At 72.0% G+C, this 23,284-nt stretch carries 22 protein-coding genes; 14 read left to right on the forward strand and 8 right to left on the reverse strand.

All coding sequences use genetic code 11. The features are described 5' to 3' along the window. Positions 1 to 43: 43 nt before the first annotated feature. Entirely contained in the window at positions 44 to 994 is a 951-nt protein-coding gene (locus CEB94_RS35075) for an NAD(P)/FAD-dependent oxidoreductase (RefSeq protein WP_175435973.1), read from the reverse strand. Between the two features lie 66 nt (positions 995 to 1,060). Between CEB94_RS35075 and CEB94_RS35080 the strand changes: the two genes are divergently transcribed. Together CEB94_RS35080 and CEB94_RS35085 are read left to right on the forward strand one after the other, a co-directional pair. Further along, positions 1,061 to 2,083 (forward strand): oxidoreductase, encoded by a 1,023-nt coding sequence (locus CEB94_RS35080; protein ID WP_175435974.1) that lies wholly within the window; start codon positions 1,061 to 1,063, stop codon positions 2,081 to 2,083. A gap of 29 nt (positions 2,084 to 2,112) precedes the next feature. Next, positions 2,113 to 3,753, forward strand: coding sequence for an ABC-F family ATP-binding cassette domain-containing protein (locus CEB94_RS35085; protein ID WP_175435975.1), 1,641 nt, complete (start codon positions 2,113 to 2,115; stop codon positions 3,751 to 3,753). A gap of 82 nt (positions 3,754 to 3,835) precedes the next feature. Here the strand turns inward: CEB94_RS35085 and CEB94_RS35090 are convergent, their stop codons facing one another. The 3 genes from CEB94_RS35090 to CEB94_RS35095 all read right to left on the reverse strand — a co-directional run bounded on the left by CEB94_RS35090 (position 3,836) and on the right by CEB94_RS35095 (position 7,404). Next, positions 3,836 to 6,232: a Tex family protein gene (locus tag CEB94_RS35090; RefSeq protein ID WP_175435976.1), complete on the reverse strand. Its 2,397-nt coding sequence runs from the start codon at positions 6,230 to 6,232 to the stop codon at positions 3,836 to 3,838. A 98-nt stretch (positions 6,233 to 6,330) separates the two neighbouring features. Then, positions 6,331 to 6,462: an LPFR motif small protein gene (locus CEB94_RS41785; RefSeq protein ID WP_252100478.1), complete on the reverse strand. Its 132-nt coding sequence runs from the start codon at positions 6,460 to 6,462 to the stop codon at positions 6,331 to 6,333. A 66-nt stretch (positions 6,463 to 6,528) separates the two neighbouring features. After that, positions 6,529 to 7,404 (reverse strand): SCO6745 family protein, encoded by an 876-nt coding sequence (locus tag CEB94_RS35095; protein ID WP_175435977.1) that lies wholly within the window; start codon positions 7,402 to 7,404, stop codon positions 6,529 to 6,531. A 114-nt stretch (positions 7,405 to 7,518) separates the two neighbouring features. On the opposite strand from CEB94_RS35095, the gene CEB94_RS35100 reads away from it, so the two are divergent. Further along, a complete protein-coding gene (locus tag CEB94_RS35100) occupies positions 7,519 to 8,478 on the forward strand; it encodes a GlxA family transcriptional regulator (protein ID WP_175435978.1) in 960 nt (319 codons plus the stop codon). Between the two features lie 32 nt (positions 8,479 to 8,510). Then, positions 8,511 to 9,146 carry a DJ-1/PfpI family protein gene (locus CEB94_RS35105; protein ID WP_175435979.1) on the forward strand — a complete coding sequence of 212 codons (636 nt, stop codon included), beginning with the start codon at positions 8,511 to 8,513 and terminating at the stop codon, positions 9,144 to 9,146. Here CEB94_RS35105 and CEB94_RS35110 read toward each other — a convergent pair. Further along, positions 9,133 to 9,888 (reverse strand): enoyl-CoA hydratase/isomerase family protein, encoded by a 756-nt coding sequence (locus CEB94_RS35110; protein WP_175435980.1) that lies wholly within the window; start codon positions 9,886 to 9,888, stop codon positions 9,133 to 9,135. The genes CEB94_RS35105 and CEB94_RS35110 overlap by 14 nt on opposite strands. A 218-nt stretch (positions 9,889 to 10,106) precedes the next feature. Between CEB94_RS35110 and CEB94_RS35115 the strand changes: the two genes are divergently transcribed. Beyond that, positions 10,107 to 10,613, forward strand: coding sequence for an ATP-binding protein (locus CEB94_RS35115; RefSeq protein ID WP_175437299.1), 507 nt, complete (start codon positions 10,107 to 10,109; stop codon positions 10,611 to 10,613). A 21-nt stretch (positions 10,614 to 10,634) separates the two neighbouring features. Here the strand turns inward: CEB94_RS35115 and idi are convergent, their stop codons facing one another. The 3 genes from idi to galE all read right to left on the reverse strand — a co-directional run bounded on the left by idi (position 10,635) and on the right by galE (position 13,580). After that, entirely contained in the window at positions 10,635 to 11,228 is a 594-nt protein-coding gene (gene idi / locus CEB94_RS35120) for an isopentenyl-diphosphate Delta-isomerase (protein ID WP_175435981.1), read from the reverse strand. 293 nt (positions 11,229 to 11,521) lie between these two features. Next, entirely contained in the window at positions 11,522 to 12,460 is a 939-nt protein-coding gene (locus CEB94_RS35125) for a cation diffusion facilitator family transporter (protein ID WP_175435982.1), read from the reverse strand. Positions 12,461 to 12,608: 148 nt separating this feature from the next. After that, complete coding sequence (galE, locus tag CEB94_RS35130) at positions 12,609 to 13,580, reverse strand: UDP-glucose 4-epimerase GalE (RefSeq protein WP_175435983.1); 972 nt, start codon at positions 13,578 to 13,580, stop codon at positions 12,609 to 12,611. Positions 13,581 to 13,858: 278 nt separating this feature from the next. On the opposite strand from galE, the gene CEB94_RS35135 reads away from it, so the two are divergent. From CEB94_RS35135 to hpnD, 9 genes are all read left to right on the forward strand, one after another. Further along, positions 13,859 to 15,673, forward strand: coding sequence for a DUF5941 domain-containing protein (locus CEB94_RS35135; protein ID WP_175435984.1), 1,815 nt, complete (start codon positions 13,859 to 13,861; stop codon positions 15,671 to 15,673). Then, the gene (locus CEB94_RS35140) at positions 15,670 to 16,422 is read left to right on the forward strand and encodes a phosphocholine cytidylyltransferase family protein (protein ID WP_175435985.1); all 753 of its coding nucleotides are present in this window, start codon (positions 15,670 to 15,672) and stop codon (positions 16,420 to 16,422) included. The genes CEB94_RS35135 and CEB94_RS35140 overlap by 4 nt, the downstream gene beginning before the upstream one ends. After that, positions 16,410 to 17,471 carry an iron-containing alcohol dehydrogenase family protein gene (locus CEB94_RS35145; RefSeq protein WP_175435986.1) on the forward strand — a complete coding sequence of 354 codons (1,062 nt, stop codon included), beginning with the start codon at positions 16,410 to 16,412 and terminating at the stop codon, positions 17,469 to 17,471. The genes CEB94_RS35140 and CEB94_RS35145 overlap by 13 nt, the downstream gene beginning before the upstream one ends. Before the next feature lie 27 nt (positions 17,472 to 17,498). Then, positions 17,499 to 18,227 carry a CDP-alcohol phosphatidyltransferase family protein gene (locus CEB94_RS35150; RefSeq protein WP_175435987.1) on the forward strand — a complete coding sequence of 243 codons (729 nt, stop codon included), beginning with the start codon at positions 17,499 to 17,501 and terminating at the stop codon, positions 18,225 to 18,227. A gap of 5 nt (positions 18,228 to 18,232) precedes the next feature. Continuing rightward, a complete protein-coding gene (locus CEB94_RS35155) occupies positions 18,233 to 19,105 on the forward strand; it encodes a glycosyltransferase family 2 protein (protein ID WP_175437300.1) in 873 nt (290 codons plus the stop codon). Positions 19,106 to 19,211: 106 nt separating this feature from the next. Beyond that, on the forward strand, positions 19,212 to 20,141 hold the full coding sequence (locus CEB94_RS35160; protein ID WP_175435988.1) for an ABC transporter permease: 930 nt from the start codon (positions 19,212 to 19,214) through the stop codon (positions 20,139 to 20,141). Further along, positions 20,134 to 20,913 (forward strand): ABC transporter ATP-binding protein, encoded by a 780-nt coding sequence (locus CEB94_RS35165; protein ID WP_175435989.1) that lies wholly within the window; start codon positions 20,134 to 20,136, stop codon positions 20,911 to 20,913. Before CEB94_RS35160 ends, CEB94_RS35165 begins: the two co-directional genes overlap by 8 nt. A gap of 359 nt (positions 20,914 to 21,272) precedes the next feature. Beyond that, positions 21,273 to 22,175, forward strand: coding sequence for a squalene synthase HpnC (gene hpnC / locus CEB94_RS35170; protein ID WP_175435990.1), 903 nt, complete (start codon positions 21,273 to 21,275; stop codon positions 22,173 to 22,175). Further along, complete coding sequence (gene hpnD / locus CEB94_RS35175; RefSeq protein ID WP_175435991.1) at positions 22,172 to 23,122, forward strand: presqualene diphosphate synthase HpnD; 951 nt, start codon at positions 22,172 to 22,174, stop codon at positions 23,120 to 23,122. The genes hpnC and hpnD overlap by 4 nt, the downstream gene beginning before the upstream one ends. Positions 23,123 to 23,284: the final 162 nt, after the last annotated feature.

Here is a 23,284-nt window from a genome sequence, read left to right on the forward strand (position 1 = left end):
CGACCCGGGCCGCCCTCGCCGCGTCAGGACGTGCCGCGCGCCCTCAGCCGCAGGCCAGCCGGGCCGCTTCCTCCGCACACCCCCAGGCCACGGTGACGCCCGCGCCGCCGTGGCCGTAGTTGTGCACCAGCAGCCGCCCGTCCGGCAGGGCGTCGCGCTCCAGCCGGACCGCCGGCCGGGTGGGCCGCAGCCCGACCCGATGCTCCAGCACGCGGGCCCCGGCGATCTCCGGCCTGAGCGCCGCACAGCGGCGGATGATCGCCTCGGCCGCCGCGGGGTCGGGCTCCAGCGACCACGCGTCCTCCTCGGAGGTACCGCCGAGGACGAGCCCGCCCGGCTGCGGGAACAGGTACGCGTGCTCCCCGGCTGCGTCGGTGGTGACCAGCCAGGTGTCGATCCCCGGGTTCTCCACGACGACCAGCTGCCCGCGCACGGGCCGCACGGAGGGATCCGGCACGAGCTCCCGCGCGGCGAGTCCCGCGCAGTTGACCACGACCGGCGCGTCCACCTCCGCGAAGGCGGACACCGTACGCGTCTCGACCACCCCGCCCGCCGCCACGAACCGCTCCCGCAGCCACGGCAGATGAGCGGGCATGTCGATGAGCGGCAGCCGTGCCCGGACGCCCGTCCCGGCGTACTCCCCGGCCGTGGACGCCCGCAGCCCCGGCACCCGGCCCGTCAGCCACCCGTCGGCCTCGTCGAGGCGGGTCTCGCCCAGTACGCCATCGACCATGCGCACGCCGGTCTGCTCGGCCCGCGCCGCCAGCTCCTCGTACACCTCGAGCGCCCGCAGCGCCCACACGCGCGCCGTCGCGACCGGCTCGATCCGGTACGGCCACCACAGCGCACCCGCAACGGCTGACGTGGTCGCCTCGACGGCGTCCCGCGTCCACACCCGCACCCGCCGCCCCTGCTCGGCGAGAACCAGTGCGGTCGTCAGCCCGACCACCCCGCCGCCGACCACCACGATCTCGCCACTCGACTCGCTCGTCATGCCCGGACCGTAGCGGAATGTGTCATGCCGTGCTCACATCACGCGCAGTGTGGGGATACTCACAGCATGTGTGCCGAGTACGCGACCTTCGGCCTGGCACCCGCGATGCGGGCCGGGGGAGTCCTCAACGACGGTGGTTACCAGGTCCACCGGGACTTCGTGGACTTCATCGTCGACGGACGCCCGCTGCTGTTCCAGCTCTCCGACCTCGACGCGGTCTCCCCGCTCGCCTCCGACGTCCCACCGGCGATCTTCACCGCGCAGGTCCGCAGCCTGCTCCTGGAGAGCGCGGCCCCGCTGCCCGGCGGCCGCTACGTCGTCTACGGCTGCCCCGAGTGCGAGGACCTGGCCTGCGGAGCCGTCACCGCCGTCATCCAGAGCGACGGCGAGGACTTCATCTGGCGGGACTTCGCCTGGCAGACCGACGAACACGCCGACCTGGAGCTCAACGGCTACCACGGCATCGGCCCGTTCCGCTTCCGCGGCACCGAGTACCGGACGGCGCTCAGCGCCCTGCTGAACGGCGCCGCGCCCGACCCCCGGCGCCGCGTCCTGCTGATCGGCGCCCGCGTCGCCGTCCTCGCCAAACTGGCCGCGGCCCTACGCACCATCGGCGTCGGCGCCGACATCGCCCATGACGCCGACGGCGTATCCGCCGACGAACTCCGCGGCTACGGCGCCGTCGTCTTCGGCCACGCGGCCGGCGAGCAGGAACGTGCCGCCGTCCGCCGGGCCTTCGAGCGCGCCGGGGTCCCGGTCGCCCACGTCGACGGCCTCGCCCCGATCGTCCCGCTCCTCGTCGCGCAGATCGAACACGCCCTGGGCCGCAGCCCGGCCCGCCGGCGCCGCCTCACCGGCCTCACCGCCGCCGACGGGAGCGCGGACGTCGAGGTCACCTCCGCCTGCCGTGTCACCCTCACCGCCTACCGCCTCGACCGGCTCTCCCGTCCCCACACCCACGAGATCTTCGACGGCGTCCTCGAACCGGGCCGCCACCGCGTCGTCCTCGACGCGAAAGCGGTCAGGGGGCAGTCGTTCGTCGTGGCGCGCACCTCCGGAACCGTCCTGGTGACGGCCGTGAACCACTGAGCGGCCCGGCCGTTAAAATCGGCGCTCTGATGACTGCCACCCTCGTCGCCAAGAACCTCGCCGCCGGCCACGGCGACCGCTCCCTGTTCACCGGACTCGACCTCGTCGTCGCGCCCGGCGACGTGATCGGCCTGGTCGGGGCCAACGGCGCGGGCAAGTCCACCCTGCTCCGGATGCTCGCCGGACTCACCGCACCCGAGCAGGGCGAACTGCGCCTGTCCCCGCCGGCCGCCACCGTCGGACACCTCCCGCAGGAGCCGGACCGCCGGCCCGGCGAGACCGTACGGGCGTTCCTGGCCCGCCGCACCGGCGTCACCGAGGCTCAGCGGACCATGGACGAGGCGACCCAGGCCCTGGTCGACGGGGCGCCGGGCGCCGACGACGCCTATGCCACCAGCCTGGAGCGCTGGCTCGGCCTCGGCGGTGCCGACCTCGACGAACGCGCCGAGGAGGTCACCGACTCCCTCGGCCTCGCCGTCGACCTGGACCAGCCGATGACCGCCCTGTCCGGCGGCCAGGCGGCCCGGGCCGGCCTGGCCTCCCTGCTGCTGTCCCGCTACGACGTCTTCCTCCTGGACGAGCCGACCAACGACCTCGACCTGGACGGCCTGGAGCGCCTCGAACGCTTCGTGACCGGCCTGCGCGCCGGGACGGTGCTCGTCAGCCACGACCGCGAGTTCCTCACCCGCACGGTCACCAAGGTCCTCGAACTCGACCTCGCCCAGCGGCAGATCAACCTCTTCGGCGGCGGCTACGAGGCCTACCTGGAGGAGCGGGAGGTCGCCCGCCGGCACGCCCGCGACGAGTTCGAGGAGTACGCCGACAAGAAGACGGCCCTCCAGGACCGCGCGCAGACGCAGCGCTCCTGGATGGACAAGGGCGTGAAGAACGCGCGCCGCAAGGCGGGCAACGACAACGACAAGATCGGCCGCAAGTTCCGCAGCGAGGCCAGCGAGAAGCAGGCCGCGAAGGCCCGACAGACCCAGCGCATGATCGAGCGGCTGGACGTCGTCGAGGAGCCCCGCAAGGAGTGGGACCTGCGCATGGAGATCGCGTCGGCCCCGCGCTCGGGCGCCGTCGTCGCGACCCTGCGGGACGCCGAGGTGCGCCGCGGCGGCTTCGTCCTCGGGCCTGTGTCCCTGCAGATCGACTGGGCGGACCGGGTGGCGGTGACGGGCGCGAACGGCGCCGGCAAGTCCACGCTGCTCGCCGCCCTCCTCGGCCGTGTCCCGCTGGACGCCGGGCACGGCGCGCTCGGCTCGGGCGTCCGGCTCGGCGAGGTCGACCAGGCCCGCCAGCTGTTCCACGGCGAGGAGTCCCTGCTCGACGCCTTCCGCACGGCCGTCCCTAACACCGAACCGGTCGAGATCCGCACCCTCCTGGCCAAGTTCGGCCTCAAGAGGGACCACGTCCTGCGCCCCGCGGCGAGCCTCTCCCCGGGCGAGCGCACCCGGGCCGCACTGGCACTGCTCCAGGGCCGGGGCGTCAACCTCCTGGTCCTCGACGAGCCGACCAACCACCTCGACCTGCCGGCCATCGAGCAGCTGGAGTCCGCCCTCGACGCCTACGCGGGCACCCTCCTGCTGGTCACCCACGACCGCCGCATGCTGGACGCCGTGCACGTCACACGCCGCCTGGAGGTGGCGGACGGAAAGGTGACCGAGCGCTGACTTTCAGGGGCGCGGGGAACTGCGCGACCAGCCACAACTGACCCGCAGCTCCCCACGACCGGACACGACCCCGGCGAAGCCGTCAGCGGCGGCCGTTCTTCGGATCGACCAGACCCGCCCGGCGCAGCGCGTCCGCCATCGCGTCGTTGGCCGGCGGCGGAGCCTGACGCGAACCGCCGCCACCGCCGCCACGGCGCCCGCCACCGCCCTGCCGCTGCTGCGGCGGACGCCCGCCGCGCTGCCGGCGCTCACCCGAGCCGCCGCCCTGCTGCCCCTGCGGGGCCGCCTCGTCCTCCAGGCGCAGCGTCAGCGAGATCCGCTTGCGCGGGATGTCGACGTCGAGCACCTTCACCTTGACGATGTCCCCGGGCTTCACCACGTCCCGCGGGTCCTTCACGAACGTCTTCGACAATGCGGAGACATGCACCAGGCCGTCCTGGTGTACCCCGATGTCCACGAACGCCCCGAAGGCGGCGACGTTCGTCACGACGCCCTCCAGGATCATCCCGGACGACAGGTCGGAGATCTTCTCCACACCGTCCTTGAAGACGGCCGTCTTGAAGGCCGGGCGCGGGTCGCGGCCGGGCTTCTCCAGCTCCTTCAGGATGTCGCTGACCGTCGGCAGGCCGAACGTCTCGTCCACGAAGTCCTGCGGCCTCAGCGAGCGCAGCACACCGGTGTTGCCGACGAGCGAGGCGACCTCCTGCCCGGCGGTCTTCACCATGCGCCGGACCACCGGGTACGCCTCGGGGTGCACGCTCGACGCGTCCAGCGGGTCGCCGCCGCGGATCCGCAGGAAGCCCGCGCACTGCTCGTACGCCTTCGGGCCGAGCCGCGCCACCTTCTTCAGCTCACCGCGGGCCTTGAACGGCCCGTTCTGGTCCCGGTGCGCCACGATGTTCTCGGCGAGCCCGGAGGTGATGCCGGAGACCCGGGCGAGCAGCGGGGCCGACGCCGTGTTGACGTCCACGCCCACGCCGTTCACACAGTCCTCCACCACCGCGTCCAGCGAACGCGACAGCTTCACCTCGGACAGGTCGTGCTGGTACTGGCCGACGCCGATCGACTTCGGATCGATCTTCACCAGCTCGGCCAGCGGGTCCTGGAGCCGGCGGGCGATCGACACGGCGCCGCGCAGCGACACGTCCATGTCGGGCAGCTCCTGCGAGGCGAACGCGGACGCCGAGTACACGGACGCGCCGGCCTCGGACACCATCACCTTCGTGAGGTTCAGCTCCGGGTGCCTGGTGATCAGTTCCCCGGCGAGCTTGTCGGTCTCGCGGGACGCCGTGCCGTTGCCGATGGCGACCAGCTCGACCGCGTGCTCCTTCGCGAGCCGGGCCAGCTTGGCGATCGCCTCGTCCCACCGGTTGGCCGGGACGTGCGGGTGGATGACGTCCGTTGCGACGACCTTGCCGGTCGCGTCGACCACGGCGACCTTCACACCCGTACGGAAACCGGGGTCCAGGCCGAGCGTGGCACGGGTGCCCGCAGGGGCGGCGAGCAGCAGGTCGCGCAGGTTCGCCGCGAAGACCCGCACCGCCTCGTCCTCGGCGGCCGTGCGCAGCCGCAGCCTCAGGTCGATGCCCAGGTGGACGAGGATGCGGGTGCGCCACGCCCAGCGGACCGTGTCCTTCAGCCACTTGTCGCCGGGGCGGCCCCGGTCGGCGATCCCGAACTTGTGGGCGACGATCCCCTCGTACGAGGAGGGGCCGTCCGTCTGCTCCTCGGGCTCCAGGACGAGGTCGAGGACCTCCTCCTTCTCGCCGCGCAGCAGCGCGAGGACGCGGTGCGAGGGCAGCTCCGTGAACGGCTCGGCGAAGTCGAAGTAGTCGGCGAACTTCGCCCCCGCCTCCTCCTTGCCGTCCCGCACCTTGGCGGCCAGCCGCCCGCGCACCCACATGCGCTCGCGCAGCTCACCGATCAGGTCGGCGTCCTCCGAGAACCGCTCGGTCAGGATCGCCCGGGCGCCCTCGAGGGCGGCCTGCGGGTCGGCCACGCCCTTGTCGGCGTCGACGAACGCGGCGGCCGCGGTGAGGGGCTCGACGGCCGGATCGCCGAGCAGCCCCTCCGTCAGCGGCTCCAGGCCGGCCTCGCGGGCGATCTGCGCCTTGGTGCGCCGCTTGGGCTTGTACGGGAGGTAGATGTCCTCCAGGCGCGCCTTCGTCTCGGCACCCCGGATGCTCGCCTCCAGCTCCGCGGTGAGCTTGCCCTGCTCACGCACGGATTCCAGGATCGCCGCCCGCCGCTCCTCCAGCTCCCGCAGATAGCGCAGCCGTTCCTCGAGCGTGCGCAGCTGCGCGTCGTCGAGCATCTCGGTCGCTTCCTTGCGGTAGCGGGCGATGAAGGGCACCGTAGAACCGCCGTCGAGCAGTTCCACGGCGGCCCTGACCTGCCGCTCCCGTACGCCGAGTTCCTCGGCGATCCTGCCTTCGATGGACCCTACGCTGTTGGACCCGTTGGACCCGGGTGTCGTCACGATCCCGTACCGCCTTCTCCACTGAGGTTGCGCGGCAATTGTGGCAGGTGGCACGGACACTCGGGATCAGGACGGCACCGGGAAGGTCGGAATCCCGTTCAGGCCCTGCGACTGCGGGTGGAGGACGAGGCCCCACCGAAGAGCCGGGCAAGCGCCCGGAAGGGCAGCGTCACGACGGTGGCGATGGCCCCGCCGATCTGGCGCAGCACGTCTGCGATAGCACGGAACACGGAATTCCCCTTTCTCACTCCCGGCCGCGCCGGCCGGTGGAGAGCGGGTACCTCATAGCCGCGTCACTATGCGTCACCCTTGCCGATCAGGTCCGCCGGGAACGCCCCGGCCACGAGCGCCGCGTGCGCGAACGCCCCGCCCAGCTCGGTCAGCCGGGCCACGCCCTGCGGGCCCAGGTGTTCGTACGGGGCGCGGTCCAGGCGATCCGTCTCGTGCTCGATCTCCCGGCGCAGGGCGACACCCTGCTCGGTGAGGTCGCCGGACGCCGCCAGCAGCCCGCGCCCCCGCAGCCGGTCCGTCGCCGCCTCCCAGTCCTTCCGGCTCCAGCCCCGGGTGGTGGACACCCACTTCGGTGTCATGCCCTTGCCCGTCGCTGTGTGGGTCACCACCGCCTCCAGCCCGTCCAGACCCGCGGACATCAGGACGGCCAGGTGCCCGTCGCCCCGGTGCTCGCGGAGCAGGGTGGCCGCGTGCCAGTAGGCGAGGTGCGGCTCCTCGGGGACGGGCAGATCGGCGTGGGCGGCGTACAGCGGCCGTGCCTCGCGCGAGCAGGCCTCGGCGGCGCGCAGCGCGAGCCGCGCGGCCTCGGCCATCTCCGCCGAGGCCAGGGCCTCCTCGCCGAGCAGGCGGCGCAGCGTCGCGTCGACCGCACGCGCGCGTGCCGCCAGGACCTGCCCGGGTGCGGCGGTCTCCCACACCGTCGGCACGTGCCGGGCCACGAGCTCGTACTTGTAGTTGTAGAAGGCCGCCGTGACGGCCCCGGCCCCGACCGGACCGAGGGCGGCGGCCCGCACGGCGAAGTTCACGGCACGCGGGTCGGTGATCCCGACGGCGCCCAGCTCGCGCCCGAGGTCGGGTGAGAAGTAGTGCGTCGCGTGCAGGGAGTTGAGCATGTTGTGGCAGCGTCGGCCGGCACGCGGCTCCAGGGCGGCAGTCGTCATGCCCGGCAGATTACCAACCGCTTGGTATGTACTCCATGGCCCCGCACCTCATGGCAGGAAAGGTGGGGTACTCGTCCTTGCGGCCATGCCGCGGCCCCGCGAAGAATCGACGGCATGGCCCAGCGCACGGTTCTCGCCGTCCTCTTCGACGGCGTGCAGAGTCTCGACGTCACCGGGCCCGTGGAGGTCTTCGCGGGCGCGGGGGTTCTCGCCCCGGACGCGTACCGGATCCGCACGGCCTCCCTGGACGGCGCGCCCGTGCGGACCACCAGCGGCCTGACCCTCGTACCCGACGAGTCCCTGACGACCGCGCCCGACCCGGACATCCTGCTCGTCCCCGGCGGCACGGGCAGTCTGCGGCCCGACCCGCGCCTGGTGGCCTGGGTGCGCGAGCGAGGTCCGCGCGCCGCACGCCTGGTCTCCGTGTGCACCGGCGCCGCCGTGCTCGCCGAGGCCGGACTCCTGGACGGCCGCCGCGCCACGACCCACTGGGCGTACTGCGACCGGCTCGCCCGTGACCACCCGGCCGTCGAGATCGACCCCGACCCCGTCTACGTACGCGACGGGCACATCGCCACCTCGGCCGGTGTCACCGCCGGCATCGACCTCGCCCTCGCCCTGGTCGAGGAGGACCTGGGCCGGGACGCCGCCCTCACCATCGCCCGCCACCTGGTGGTGTTCCTGCGCAGGCCGGGGAGCCAGGCCCAGTTCAGCGCCCAGCTCGCGGCCCAGACCGCACAGCGCGAGCCCCTGCGGGACGTCCAGCGGTGGATCACCGACCACCCGGACGCGGACCTCTGCGTCGACACCCTCGCCGTCCGCGCCCGCCTCTCGCCCCGCCACTTCGCCCGCGCCTTCCGCGCCGAGACCGGCATGACACCGGGCCGCTACGTGGACCGCGTCCGCCTCGAACACGCCCGGCGCCTCCTGGAGGACACCACCGACGGCATCGAGGAGATCGCCCGCACCAGCGGCTACGGCACGCCCGAGGCCATGCGCCGGGCCTTCGTCAAAACCCTGGGAACGCCCCCGGCCGAGTACCGCCGCCGCTTCCGCCCCGTCACCACACCCTGACCCCATCGACATTCGCCGACCGAAGGGACCCCGTGCAGATCGCCATCGTCCTCTACGACAGCTTCACCGCCCTCGACGCCGTCGGCCCCTACGAGACCCTCGGCCGGATCCCGGACGCGGAGACCGTCTTCGTCGCCGAGCGGACCGGCCCCGTACGGAACGACTCGCGGAACCTCGCGCTCACCGCCGACCGGACCCTCGCCGACGTACCGCACCCCGACATCATCGTGGTCCCCGGCGGCCCGGGCCCGCTGCCGCTGGACGCCGACGGACCCCTGCTCACCTGGCTGCGCACCGCCGACGAAACCAGCACCTGGACGACGTCCGTGTGCACCGGCTCCCTGCTGCTCGCCGCCGCCGGACTCCTCAAGGGCCGCCGCGCGACCTCCCACTGGCTGGCCCTGGAGGAGCTGAAGCGCCACGGCGCCGAGCCGACGGGGGAGCGGGTCGTCACCGACGGCAAGTACGTGACCGCGGCCGGCGTCTCCTCCGGCATCGACATGGGACTGACCCTGCTCGGCCGGATCGCGGGCGACGACCACGCCCAACTCGTCCAGCTCGCCACCGAGTACGACCCCCAGCCGCCCTACGACGCCGGATCGCCCGAGAAGGCACCGGCGCACCTCGTCGAACTGCTCCGGTCGCACGCCGGGCTCAGCCTGACGTAGGCACGCTCCAGCCGAACCGCGGCTGCCGGCGCTCCAGGAACGCGGCGACACCCTCCGCGGTGTCGCCGCTCCCGCGCGCCTGCCCGGCCCAGTGCGCGTCCCGGTCGGTACGCCCGTCCGCGAACTCCTTGGCCGCCGCCTGCGTCAGCTGCGAACGGGACGCCAGGACCCGGGTGAACCCGGCGATCCGCTTGCCGAGTTCACCCTCGGGCAGTACCTCGTCCACCAGCCCGGTGCGCAGCGCCCGCCGCGCGTCGATCAGCTCACCGGAGAACAGCAGGTACTTGGCGGTGGCCGGCCCGACCAGGGACACCAGCCGCCGGGTCGAGGACGCCGGGTACACGATGCCGAGCTTCGCGGGCGTCACACCGAACAGTGCCCCCTCCTCGGCGAACCGCAGATCACAGGCCGCCGCCAGTTGCGCCCCGCCGCCCACGCAGTGACCCCGGATCGCGGCCAGCGTCGGCTTCGGGAACGCGGCCAGCGCCTCCTCGGCCCGCACGGCCAACCCCTGCGCCTCCTCGGGCGAGCCCCGCAGCGTCGAGATGTCGGCCCCGGCGCAGAACGTGCCGCCCTCACCGGTCAGCACCAGTGCCCGCACGGCCGGATCCCCCGCGAGCTCGTCCAGCAGTGGGGGAAGAGAGCGCCACATCGCGGCCGTCATGGCGTTGCGCTTCTCGGGATGGCGGATGACGACCGTCGCGACCGAGTCGGTCACGCGGTACCGCAGCTGGGGCTCCATGCGCCGGATGCTATCCGGATGCCAAACCCGTACAACCCGAATAGTTCGCCGAGATGGCACAACAGGGACAGGACCAGTCCCACAACTGACCGTGTCATACGCCAACGGTCAGAAGCGCTCGATACTTGCTGACTTCTGTTCAGTCCCGGGGTGCGAGGCGCATCGTTACCAACACTCGAGGTGTGGCGACAATCGAGCGCGAGGGTGGCGACCGGACGATGGACAACGACGGGCGTGGGTTCGGCCGGCGCCCAGAGGGCGGCGCGGCGCCCCTCGGCCCCGGGCCCGCGGATCCGCTGCCGTACGAAGGGGTCTGGCGGTTCACCGCACCGGCGGTCGACGCCTCGGTGCCCCTGGCACGGCACGCCGTACGGGACCTGCTGCTGCGTCAGGGCGTGCCGGTCTCCGACGACCTGGCCCAGGGGCTGCTGCTGATCGTCTCGGAACTGGTGACGAACGCGGTGAAGCACGCGGCGGTGCTGTCGCCGACGGTCGCCGTCGAACTGGCCGTCGGTGCCGAGTGGCTCCGGGTGTCCGTGGAGGACAACCATCCGTACCGGCCCACCGCCCTGGAGACCGACCACGGCCGGACCGGGGGGCGCGGGCTGCTCCTGGTGCGTGAGGTCACCCGGGAGGCGGGCGGCATGTGCGAGGTCGAGTACACCGCGAGCGGCGGCAAGGTGATCTGGGCCGCCCTGCCGCTCAAACCCGCGCGCTTCGTCTGAGGCCCGTCGCCGGGGCCCCGGTCACCAACCGGCCGACGGGCCCGTCAGCTCCCTGATCGCCGGCCGGGCCGCGTCCACGACGGTCATGAACCAGGACGAGAAGGGGTCCTTGGCGTGCCGCTCCGCCAGCTCCGGCGGGGTCACGAACACCGTCGACGCCACCTCCTCCGGGTCCGGCCGCACCACGGCCTGCACCATGCCGACGAAGAGGTGGTTGTACTCCTGCTCCACCAGACCGGACTCCGGGTCGGGGTGGTTGTAGCGGACCGTGCCCGCCTCGGCCAGCAGGGACGGGGAGGCGCCGAGCTCCTCGAACGTGCGCCGCGCCGCCGCCGCGAAGGGCGCCTCGCCGGGGTAGGGATGGCCGCAGCAGGTGTTGGACCACACACCGGGGGAGTGGTACTTGCCCAGCGCGCGCTGCTGGAGCAGCAGCCGGCCGTACTCGTCGAAGAGGAACACCGAGAACGCGCGGTGCAGCTGCCCGGGCGGCTGGTGGGCGGCGAGCTTCTCCGCGGTGCCGATCGTCACGCCGTCCTCGTCGACCAGTTCCAGCAAAATCGCGTCTGCGGTGCCGTTCGACGGGGTGTGCGTCGCGGTGGCAGGTGTGATCGGCATACCCATCCTTCACATCGGTCTTCGCGCCCCAAGTCTGCCGTACGAATCCGGCACTCACGGCACTTCGTGGTACGCCCGCATGTCCCGTGCGTCGGCGCCGACCGCGGCCGGCACCGGTCGGACGCCGGGAAAGGGACCCGGTAGGTGATCGTGCCCGGCCAGGCAGGCGGGAAATCGTCCATACCGGAGCTGTGGGGCTCGGGATGCGGGCGCGTGGCGGAGGGTTGCGTCCCCCGGCGCTCGCGCAGCGGAGCGCGCCCCCACCTGTCTCGCATGCCCCGGAAGCCACCGGGTCAGTGACAGAGCCGCGCCTCGTGCTCCGCGTGCCCGCTCGGCTCCAGCTGGAAGGTGCAGTGCTCCACGTCGAAGTGGTCGCCGAGGCAGCCCTGGAGCTCGTGGAGCATCTTCTCGTGGCCTATCGCGTTCAGAGCCTCCGAGCTGACGACCACGTGCGCCGACAGCACCGGCATGCCGGAGGTGATCGTCCAGGCGTGCAGGTCGTGGACGTCCTCCACGCCGTCCGTGGCGAGTATGTGCGACCGCACCTCCGCCATGTCGACGCCCTTGGGGGCGGCCTCCAGCAGCACGGAGAGCGTCTCGCTGAGCAGCTTCCACGTCCGGGGCGCGATCATCAGCGCGATGACGAGTGAGGCGATCGGGTCGGCGGGCTGCCAGCCCGTGAACATGATCACCACGGACGAGACGATCACCGTGACCGAACCCAGGGCGTCGGCCGCGACCTCCAGGAACGCGCCGCGCACGTTCAGGCTCTCCTTCTGCCCGCGCATCAGCAGCGACAGCGACACCAGGTTCGCGACCAGGCCGATCACACCGAACACCAGAGCCAGCCGGCCCTCGGTCTGAGCCGGCGTGACGAACCGCTGGACCGACTCGTACACGACGTACCCGCCGGCCCCGAGCAGCAGCAGGCAGTTGGCCAGGGCGGCGAGGATCTCGGCCCGGGCGTAGCCGAAGGTGGCCCGCTCGCTGGGCGGGCGGTTCGCGAAGTGGATCGCCAGCAGCGCCATGCCGAGGCCCAGGGCGTCCGTCGCCATGTGCGCCGAGTCCGCGACGAGCGCGAGCGAGTCGGCGAGGACACCGCCGACGATCTGCACGACCACGATGCCGAGCGTGATCGCCAGCGCGATGCGCAGCCTGCCGCGGTACGCCGAGGTCGCCGTACCGCCGGCCGCCGCGCCGTGCGCGTGCCCGTGATCGTGCCCAGCCCCCATGAGAAGTCAGCCTCCCTGTGTCCGTCTGATCGTGCTCGGGCACCCCAGTGAACTACGGGGAGGGGGTATGTGCAACGCGGCACTGAACACCGTTGTCATGTGCCCTGACCTGCGGAAACGACGTGCAGGTCAGGATGCCTCCAGCGGGTCAGGAGCCGTGGTGCAGCCGCCAGCCACGCCAGGCCGACTCGGTCATCTCGTGGACCCCACGCCGGGCCGTCCAGCCGAGCTCCGCGGCCGCCCGGGCGGCCGAGGCCACCGCCCGTGGGGCGTCGCCGGGGCGGCGGTCCTCGACGAGCGGTGGCCGGCGGTCGCCGGTGACCTCGCCGATGACCGTGATGAGTTCGCGGACCGAGACGCCCTCGCCGCGGCCGATGTTGACCGTCAGGTCGCCCGTGCCGCCACCCCCGGCCAGCCGCCGGGCCGCCGCAAGGTGGGCCTCGGCCAGGTCGGCGACGTGAATGTAGTCACGGACGCAGGTGCCGTCCGGGGTCGGGTAGTCGTCGCCGAAGATCCGGGGCGCCTCGTCGCGCGTCAGCCGGTCGAAGACCATCGGGACGATGTTGAAGACACCCGTGTCCGCCAGCTCCGGCGCGGCCGCACCCGCCACGTTGAAGTAGCGCAGACACACGGTGGAGATCCCGTGCGCCCGTCCCGCCGCCCGCACCAGCCACTCCCCGGCGAGCTTGGTCTCGCCGTACGGGTTCACCGGTGCGCACGGGGTGTCCTCCGTGATGAGGTCCGCACCCGGGTCGCCGTAGACGGCAGCCGACGAGGAGAACACGAAGCGCTCGATCCTGGCGCCGGCGACCGCGTCCAGCAGGGTCACCAGGCCGCCGACGTTCTCCCGGTAGTACCGCGTCGGCTGCGCGACGGACTCGGCGACCTGCTTGCGCGCCGCGAGATGCACCACACCCGTCACAGCGTGCTCGGCGAAGACCCGCTTCAGCAGCTCCCCGTCCAGCGAGGAGCCCCGCACGAGCGGGACCTCGGCCGGGAGCCGGGCGGGCACCCCGGCCGAGAGGTCGTCGAGGGCGAGGACGCGCTCCCCGGCCTCGGTCATGGCCCTGGCCACATGTGCTCCGATATAGCCGGCACCGCCGGTGATCAGCCATGTCATGGTCGCCCACCCTATGCGGCCCCACGGGATGCCTGTGCAATGTCCCCGATGTCCGCTTAGGGGGGCACGGTTTGTGGGGCGGGCCCGGGATCCCCGATGATGATCGCGGCAAGGGCTGGCGCGAACCACGTCGATCCAGCTGCCGAACGGGCGGTGAACGTGGCCTTCCCGGCATCCGATAGCCTCTGCCGACATGCCGCCCGGGAGCCACCGGAGAGGGCGCCCCCACCATGTCATTCACTGGCGCGGACGCGTCGGTACGCAGGGAGTGAATTCGGTTGTCGACCGCCATCCTCACCGGCCAGCCGGTCCCCGGATCGTCGATCGAGGCCGACCTGCGGTCCCTCGGGTTCGACCTCCGGATCGCGACCGACGCCGCCGAGGCCGAGACCCTCCTCGCCGAGGTACCGGGTGACGAACGGGTCGCCCTGGTCGACGCCCGGTTCGTGGGGCACGTGCACGCGCTGCGTCTCGGTCTCACCGACCCCCGCTTCCCGCTCGCCGCGATCCCCGGCGCCGTCACCGCCCAGCCCGCCGGCCGCCAGGCCCTCACCCGGGCCATGGCCCGCGAGAACTCCGCCGGCGGCGGCACCACGCTGGTCGACAGTCTCGCCGACCGCATCCTCAGCGCCCTCGGCACCGACGGCACCGACGTGCACCGCCCCGAGCTGGGCAGCCTCGTCGCCGCCGTCCCCGCCGACCCGCAGGCCCGCAACGAGGCCCGGCAGGCGGTGGCGGACGTGGACGACGAGGCCGTACGCCTGAAGTCGGCGGTGAAGTCCCGCGACGGCTTCTTCACCACCTACTGCATCAGCCCGTACTCCCGCTACATCGCCCGCTGGTGCGCCCGCCGCGGCCTGACCCCGAACCAGGTCACGACCGCCTCCCTGCTCACCGCCCTCATAGCGGCGGCCTGCGCGGCCACCGGCACCCGCGGCGGCTTCGTCGCGGCCGGCGTCCTGCTGATCGCGTCGTTCGTGCTGGACTGCACCGACGGCCAGCTCGCCCGCTACTCCCTGCAGTACTCCACGCTCGGCGCCTGGCTGGACGCCACCTTCGACCGGGCCAAGGAGTACGCCTACTACGCCGGCCTCGCGCTCGGAGCCGCCCGGGGCGGCGACGACGTCTGGGCCCTGGCCCTCGGCGCCATGGTCCTGCAGACCTGCCGGCACGTCGTGGACTTCTCCTTCAACGAGGCCAACCACGACGCCACGGCCAACACCAGCCCCACCGCCGCCCTCTCCGACAAGCTCGACAGCGTCGGCTGGACGGTCTGGGTACGGCGGATGATCGTCCTGCCCATCGGCGAGCGCTGGGCGATGATCGCGGTCCTGACGGCGGCCACGACTCCCCGCATCACCTTCTACGCGCTGCTCATCGGCTGCGCCTTCGCCGCGACGTACACCACGGCCGGCCGGGTGCTGCGCTCCCTGACCCGCAGGGCCAGGCGGACCGACCGGGCGGCCGGCGCCCTGGCCGACCTCGCCGACAACGGCCCGCTCGCGCAGGGCCTCGCGGAGGCACTCAAGAGGGCCGCGCGTAAGCTGCCGGGCTTCACCGCCCCCGTCGTCGCCCTGCTCGGCGGCCTCGCCGTCGTCCTCACCGCGGCGCTGACGGACTTCGGCGGCCCCTGGCCGATCGTCGCGGCCCTCGCCTACGTCCTGACCTCGGGCCTCGCCGTCGCCCGCCCCCTCAAGGGCGCCCTCGACTGGCTGGTCCCCCCGTTCCTGCGCGCCGCCGAGTACGGCACCGTCCTGGTCCTGGCGGCGAAAGCGGACGTGCACGGAGCCCTTCCCGCGGCTTTCGGGCTGGTGGCCGCGGTCGCCTACCATCACTACGACACGGTCTACCGCATCCGCGGCGACGCCGGAGCGCCCCCGGCCTGGCTGGTGCGCTCCATCGGGGGGCACGAAGGGCGGACGCTGCTCGTCACCGTCCTCGCCGCGCTGCTCACCGCCTCGCAGTTCACGGTCGCGCTCACGGCACTGGCCGTGGCCGTGGCCCTGGTGGTGCTCGTCGAGAGCATCCGCTTCTGGGTCGCCGCCCATCAGGGCGGCGCACCCGCCGTACACGATGAAGGAGAAACCGCATGATCGGCCTCGTGCTCGCGGCCGGCGCCGGACGGCGTCTGCGCCCCTACACCGACAGCCTTCCCAAGGCGCTGGTGCCGGTGGGCCCCGCGGGCATAGAAGGCGAACCCACGGTTCTCGACCTGACCCTCGGCAACTTCGCCGAGATCGGTCTCACCGAGGTCGCGATCATCGTCGGCTACCGCAAGGAGGCCGTGTACGCGCGCAGGGAAGCCCTCGAGCAGAAGTACGGCCTCAAGCTCACCCTCATCGACAACGACAAGGCCGAGGAGTGGAACAACGCCTACTCCCTGTGGTGCGGGCGTGACGCCCTCAAGGACGGAGTGATCCTCGCCAACGGCGACACCGTCCACCCGGTCTCCGTCGAGAAGACGCTGCTCGCCGCCCGCGGCGACGGCAAGAAGATCATCCTCGCCCTCGACACGGTCAAGCAGCTCGCGGACGAGGAGATGAAGGTCGTCGTCGACCCCGCCCAGGGCATGACGAAGATCACCAAGCTGATGGACCCCGCCGAGGCCACCGGCGAGTACATCGGCGTCACGCTGATCGAGGGCGACGCCGCCCCCGAGCTGGCCGACGCGCTCAAGGCCGTGTGGGAGACCGACCCGCAGCAGTTCTACGAGCACGGCTACCAGGAGCTCGTGAACCGCGGCTTCCGCATCGACGTGGCGCCGATCGGCGACGTCAAGTGGGTGGAGATCGACAACCACGACGATCTCGCCCGTGGACGGGAGATCGCGTGCCAGTACTGACCCGGCTCATCCCCTCGCCGCTCGTCGTGGACATCCGCCCGGGTGCCCTCGACGACCTGGCGTGCGTCCTCGCCGACGAGCGCATCTCGCACTCCGGCCGCCTCGCCGTCGCGGTCAGCGGCGGCTCCGGCGCCAGGCTGCGCGAGCGGATCTCGCCGAGCATGCCCGGCGCCACCTGGTACGAGGTCGGCGGCGGCACCCTCGACGACGCGGTCCGGCTGGCGAGCGACATAAAGGCCGGCCACTTCGACGCGGTCGTCGGCCTCGGCGGCGGCAAGATCATCGACTGCGCCAAGTTCGCCGCGGCACGCGTCGGCCTGCCCCTGGTCGCCGTGCCCACGAACCTCGCGCACGACGGCCTGTGCTCGCCGGTCGCCACCCTCGACAACGACGCGGGCCGCGGCTCTTACGGTGTGCCGAACCCGATCGCGGTCGTCATCGACCTGGACGTCATCCGTGAGGCCCCGGTCCGTTACGTCCGCGCCGGCATCGGCGACGCCGTCTCCAACATCTCCGCGATCGCGGACTGGGAGCTGGCCAACCGCGTGAAGGGCGAGCGGATCGACGGACTCGCCGCGGCCATGGCCCGCCAGGCCGGCGAGGCCGTACTGCGGCACCCGGGCGGCATCGGGGACAACGACTTCCTCCAGGTGCTCGCCGAAGCGCTGGTCCTCAGCGGCATCGCCATGTCGGTGTCGGGCGACTCGCGGCCGTCCTCCGGGGCGTGCCACGAGATCAACCACGCCTTCGACCTGCTCTACCCCAAGCGGGCCGCCGCCCACGGCGAGCAGTGCGGACTCGGCGCGGCCTTCGCGATGTGGCTGCGCGGGGCGCACGAGGAGTCGGCCTACATGGCCGAGGTGCTGCGCCGGCACGGCCTGCCTGTGCTGCCGGACGAGATCGGCTTCACCACGGACGAGTTCGTCAAGGCCGTCGAGTTCGCCCCGGAGACCCGGCCCGGCCGCTACACCATCCTCGAACACCTCGACCTGAACACCGAACAGATCAAGGACACCTACGCCGACTATGTCAAGGCCATCGGTAGCTGAACTCCGCCCCGTCGTTCACCCCCAGGGGTGAAGGACCGGCGCAGCGGTGAGCACTGGATGGGACGCCTCTACATGCGTGAGGTGTCCCTGCGGGTCGACCGCTACCTGGTCAACACCAGGGTCACGCCCAACCAGCTCACGTACCTGATGACCGTCTTCGGTGTGCTCGCGGCCCCGGCACTGCTCGTGCCGGGGATCGCGGGCGCCGTGCTCGGCGTGGTCATGGTTCAGCTGTACCTGCTGCTGGACTGCGTCGACGGCGAGATCGCGCGCTGGAAGAAGCAGTACTCCCTCAACGGCGTCTACCTGGACCGGGTCGGCGCCTACCTCACCGACGCCGCGGTGCTCGTCGGCTTCGGCCTGCGCGCCGCCGACCCGTGGGGCAGCGGCCGTATCGACTGGCTATGGGCTTTCCTCGGCACCCTGGCCGCCCTCGGCGCCATCCTGATCAAGGCCGAGACCGACCTCGTCGGCGTCGCCCGCCACCAGACTGGAAAGCCGCCGGTCAAGGAGGCCGCCGCCGAGATGCGCTCCTCCGGCATGGCCCTGGCCCGCAAGGCCGCCGCCGCCCTGAACTTCCACCGGCTGATCCTCGGCATCGAGGCGACCCTGCTGATCCTCGTGCTGGCGATCGTCGACCAGGTCCGCGGCGACCTGTTCTTCTCCCGGCTCGGCGTCGCGGTGCTGGCCGGCATCGCACTGGTGCAGACCTTGCTGCACCTCGTGTCCATCCTCGCCTCGAGCAGGCTGAAGTGAGCGGCATGAAGGTCGGCGCCGTCATCATCACCATGGGCAACCGCCCCGAGGAACTGCGCGCCCTCCTCGACTCCGTCGCCAAGCAGGACGGCGACCCGGTCGAGGTGGTCGTCGTCGGCAACGGCTCGCCCGTGCCGGACGTCCCCGAAGGCGTCCGCACGATCGAGCTGCCCGAGAACCTCGGCATCCCCGGCGGCCGCAACGTGGGCATCGAGGCCTTCGGGCCGGCCGGCCGGGACGTCGACATCCTGCTCTTCCTGGACGACGACGGACTGCTCGCGAGCCATGACACCGCGCAGCTGTGCCGCACGGCGTTCGAGGCCGACCCGAAGCTCGGCATCGTGAGCTTCCGCATAGCCGACCCGGAGACCGGCGTCACCCAGCGCCGCCACGTCCCCCGGCTGCGCGCCTCCGACCCGATGCGCTCCTCGCGCGTGACCACCTTCCTCGGCGGCGCCAACGCCGTCCGCACCCGCGTCTTCGCCGACGTCGGCGCACTCCCGGACGCGTTCTTCTACGCCCACGAGGAAACCGACCTGGCATGGCGGGCCCTCGACGCGGGCTGGATGATCGACTACCGGTCCGACATGGTGCTGTACCACCCGACGACCGCTCCCTCGCGGCACGCGGTCTACCACCGCATGGTCGCCCGCAACCGCGTCTGGCTGGCCCGCCGCAACCTCCCCGCGCCGCTCGTCCCGGTCTACCTCGGCGTGTGGCTGCTGCTCACCCTCCTGCGCCGTCCCACCCGCAGTGCGCTGCGGGCCTGGTTCGGAGGATTCCGCGAAGGCTGGACCACCTCCTGCGGGCCCCGCCGTCCCATGAAGTGGCGTACGGTGTGGCGGCTGACCCGGCTGGGCCGGCCCCCCGTCATCTGACAAGCTCGTATCCGGGAACACCCGGGGAGCCCCCGGGCCGTACCCTGGCCCCGGCTCATGCCAGACCGGCACAGGCCGAGCATCCCGAAGACGAAAGTTTCCACTAGTGAGTGAGACAACGCACGACGCCACGGTCGCGGTGAGCCCGCCCGCGGCGCCCGACGAGGGCCTCACGGCGGGGGAACTCGCCGCCAAGCACGGACTGACCGTGAGCGGCGCCCGGCCGTCCCTCCTCGAGTACGTCCGTCAGCTCTGGGACCGGCGGCACTTCATCCTCGCCTTCTCCCGGGCGAAGCTGACCGCCCAGTACAGCCAGGCCAAGCTCGGCCAGCTGTGGCAGGTGGCCACACCGCTGCTGAACGCCGCGGTGTACTTCTTCATCTTCGGTCTCCTGCTGGAGGCCGACCGGGGCATGTCCCGCGAGGTGTACATCCCGTTCCTGGTCACGGGTGTGTTCGTGTTCACCTTCACGCAGAGCTCGGTGATGGCGGGCGTGCGCGCGATCTCCGGCAACCTCGGCCTGGTGCGCGCCCTGCACTTCCCGCGCGCCTCGCTGCCGATCTCCTTCGCGCTCCAGCAGCTCCAGCAGCTGCTGTTCTCGATGATCGTGCTGTTCGCCGTCACGGTGGGCTTCGGCCACTACCCGGACCTGTCCTGGGTGCTGATCGTGCCGGTGCTCGTCCTGCAGTTCTGCTTCAACACCGGACTCGCGCTGATCATGGCCCGGGCGGGCGCCAAGACCCCCGACCTCGCGCAGCTGATGCCGTTCGTGATGCGGACCTGGATGTACGCGTCGGGGGTGATGTTCTCCATCCCGATCTTCCTGGCGGACAAGCCGGGCTGGATCGCGAACGTCCTCCAGTGGAACCCGGCCGCGATCTACATGGACCTGATGCGTTTCGCCCTCATCGACGACTACAGCTCCGAGTTCCTCCCCGACCACGTGTGGGCGGCAGCGGGCGGCTGGGCCGTGCTGTTCGCCGTCGGCGGCTTCGTGTACTTCTGGAAGGCGGAGGAGAGGTACGGCCGTGGCTGAGCAGAAGCAGGACGCACGCATCCCCACCGTCGTCGCGGACGATCTGCACATCGTCTACCGCGTCAACGGCGCCAAGTCCGGCAAGGGCAGCGCCACCGCCGCCCTGAGCCGCATCATCAAGCGCGGCGAAGAGCGGGGCGTGCGCAAGGTGCACGCCGTGCGCGGCGTCTCCTTCGTGGCGTACCGCGGCGAGGCCATCGGCCTGATCGGCTCCAACGGCTCCGGCAAGTCGACCCTGCTGCGGGCCATCGCCGGACTGCTGCCCGCCGAGCAGGGCAAGGTCTACACCGACGGCCAGCCCTCGCTGCTCGGCGTCAACGCGGCCCTGATGAACGACCTCACCGGCGAACGGAACATCATATTGGGCGGGCTCGCCATGGGCATGTCCCGTGAGGAGATCAGGGAGCGCTACCAGGACATCGTCGACTTCTCCGGCATCAACGAGAAGGGCGACTTCATCACCCTGCCCATGCGCACCTACTCCTCCGGCATGGCGGCCCGGCTCCGCTTCTCCATCGCCGCGGCCAAGGACCACGACGTCCTGATGATCGACGAGGCCCTGGCGACCGGCGATCGGAAGTTCCAGAAGCGCTCCGAGGACCGCATCCGGGAGCTGCGCAAGGAAGCCGGCACGGTGTTTCTGGTCAGCCACAACAACAAGTCCATCCGCGACACCTGCAACCGCGTCCTGTGGCTGGAACGCGGCGAGCTGCGCATGGACGGCCCCACGGACGAGGTGCTCAAGGAGTACGAGAAGTTCACGGGCAAGTAGCCCGATTCGGACAGGGCCCCGACGGAACTGCTCCGGCGGGGCCCCGCGTCTGCAAAGGAAACGTCAACTCCGGCCCATCTCAGGAATCTTGGGGCCAATCGGTGTGTTCTCGTGAGGTGCGGGACACCCTGACGAACCGTCTCGTGTTGTACAACGTAAGCTGGACCGGTCCCGAAACACGGCAATCAGGGCAATAATGCGCGACACCGCCCGTCGGGCCATCGTGCGGACGGCCGGGCGGCGTGTCCGAAATAGTATGTATTGGGTCGGCAGTGTAGAACGGGAGATGTGACGGCGATGGCTTCGGAAACTCCCCAGCTCCACGCAGCACGTGCCGTCCCCGCGCCGGGCAGCCGGCGGTGACGGGAACCGGCACGGCGCGCCCCCTCGATCCGGAGCGCGGCACGCTTGACAAGGCCGCCGGCGAGAACTTCCCGGTGGCCCCCTTCTTCCTGCCCCGGGCCTGGCGCACCGACCTCATGGCCGTCTACGGCTTCGCCCGCCTCGTCGACGACATCGGCGACGGCGACCTCGCCCCCGGCGGCGCCGACGCCCGCCTGCTCGGGGTGTCCCCGGGGGAGGCCGAGGACCGGCTGGTGCTGCTGGACGCCTTCGAGGCAGACCTGCGCCGGGTCTTCGACTCGACCCCGCGCCATCCCCTGCTGTGCCGCCTCCAGCCGACCGTGCGCCGCCGCTCGCTGACCCCCGAGCCGTTCCTCGGCCTGATCGCCGCCAACCGCCAGGACCAACTGGTCGGCCGCTACGAGACCTACGACGACCTGCTCGCCTACTGCGAGCTGTCCGCCAACCCCGTCGGCCGTCTCGTCCTCGCCGTCACCGGCACCTCGACACCCGAGCGGATCCGCCGCTCCGACATGATCTGTACGGCCCTGCAGATCGTCGAGCACCTCCAGGACGTCGCGGAGGACCTCGGCCGCGACCGCATCTACCTGCCCGCAGCCGACATGAAACGCTTCCACGTCCCGGAATCGGATCTCGCCACGAAGACCGCCGGAGCGTCGGTCCGTGCGTTGATTGCGTACGAAGCGCAAAGAGCCCGGGATCTCCTGAATGAAGGCGCCCCCCTGGTGGGTAGCGTCCACGGCAGGCTGAAGCTGCTGCTCGCAGGGTTCGTGGCGGGAGGAAGGGCGGCCGTTCACGCGATCGCCGCCGCCGGATACGACGTACTTCCCGGCCCGCCCAAGCCCGGCAAGGTCCGGTTGCTGCGTGAGGTGGGCGTGACTCTGCGAGGAGAGGGGTGATCCGGACCGTGGAGTCGGAACCACACGCGTCCCCACCGGTACTCGCCGCCTACAGCTACTGCGAGGCCGTCACCGGGCGCCAGGCCCGTAACTTCGCCTACGGCATCCGGCTGCTGCCGACGCCCCAGCGCCGTGCGATGTCGGCGCTGTACGCGTTCTCGCGGCGGGTCGACGACATCGGCGACGGCGCGCTCGCCGGCGACGTCAAGGTGGCCAGGCTGGAGGAGACCCGGGCGCTGCTCACCCGGATCCGCGAGGACGAGATCGACGAGGACGACACCGACCCGGTCGCCGTCGCCCTCTCGCACGCCGCCGGGCACTTCCCGATTCCGCTCGGCGGCCTGGACGAGCTCATCGACGGCGTCCTGATGGACGTCCGGGGCGAGACCTATGAGACCTGGGACGACCTGAAGGCGTACTGCCGTTGCGTGGCGGGCGCGATCGGGCGACTCTCGCTCGGCGTGTTCGGCACGGAACCGGGGGCGCGCGGTGTGGACCGAGCGCCGGAGTATGCCGACACGCTCGGTCTCGCGCTTCAGCTCACCAACATCCTCAGAGACGTCCGCGAGGACGCCGTGGGCGGGCGCACCTACCTGCCCGCCGACGATCTCGCCAAGTTCGGCTGCTCGGCCGGCTTCAGCGGGCCGCGGCCGCCGGAGGGCTCCGACTTCGTAGGCCTCGTGCACTTCGAAGTGCGACGGGCCCGCGCCCTGTTCGCCGAGGGCTACCGGCTGCTGCCCATGCTCGACCGGCGCAGCGGCGCCTGTGTCGCCGCCATGGCCGGCATCTACCGTCGCCTTCTCGACCGCATCGAGCGCGACCCGGAGGCCGTGCTGCGCGGCCGGGTCTCCCTGCCCGGCCGGGAGAAGGCCTACGTCGCCGTGCGCGGCCTGTCCGGCCTGGACGCCCGGCACGTGACCCGGCGGACCGTCAGGAGGCGTGCGTGACGAACGGATCGGTCCAGCGAGACACCACCGGTGACCAGACTCACCCCGGCCGCGCGGGTGCGGGCCTGTGCCGCAGGGCGGCGTCGGACAGCGCGGTGCCGCGCGCCCCGCGGGCCCCTCACGAGAGCGAGCCGGTGTTCTCGCCGGTCCGCGGGCGGGGGC

The organism is Streptomyces hawaiiensis, from assembly GCF_004803895.1.
GTDB classification, from domain to species: domain Bacteria; phylum Actinomycetota; class Actinomycetes; order Streptomycetales; family Streptomycetaceae; genus Streptomyces; species Streptomyces hawaiiensis.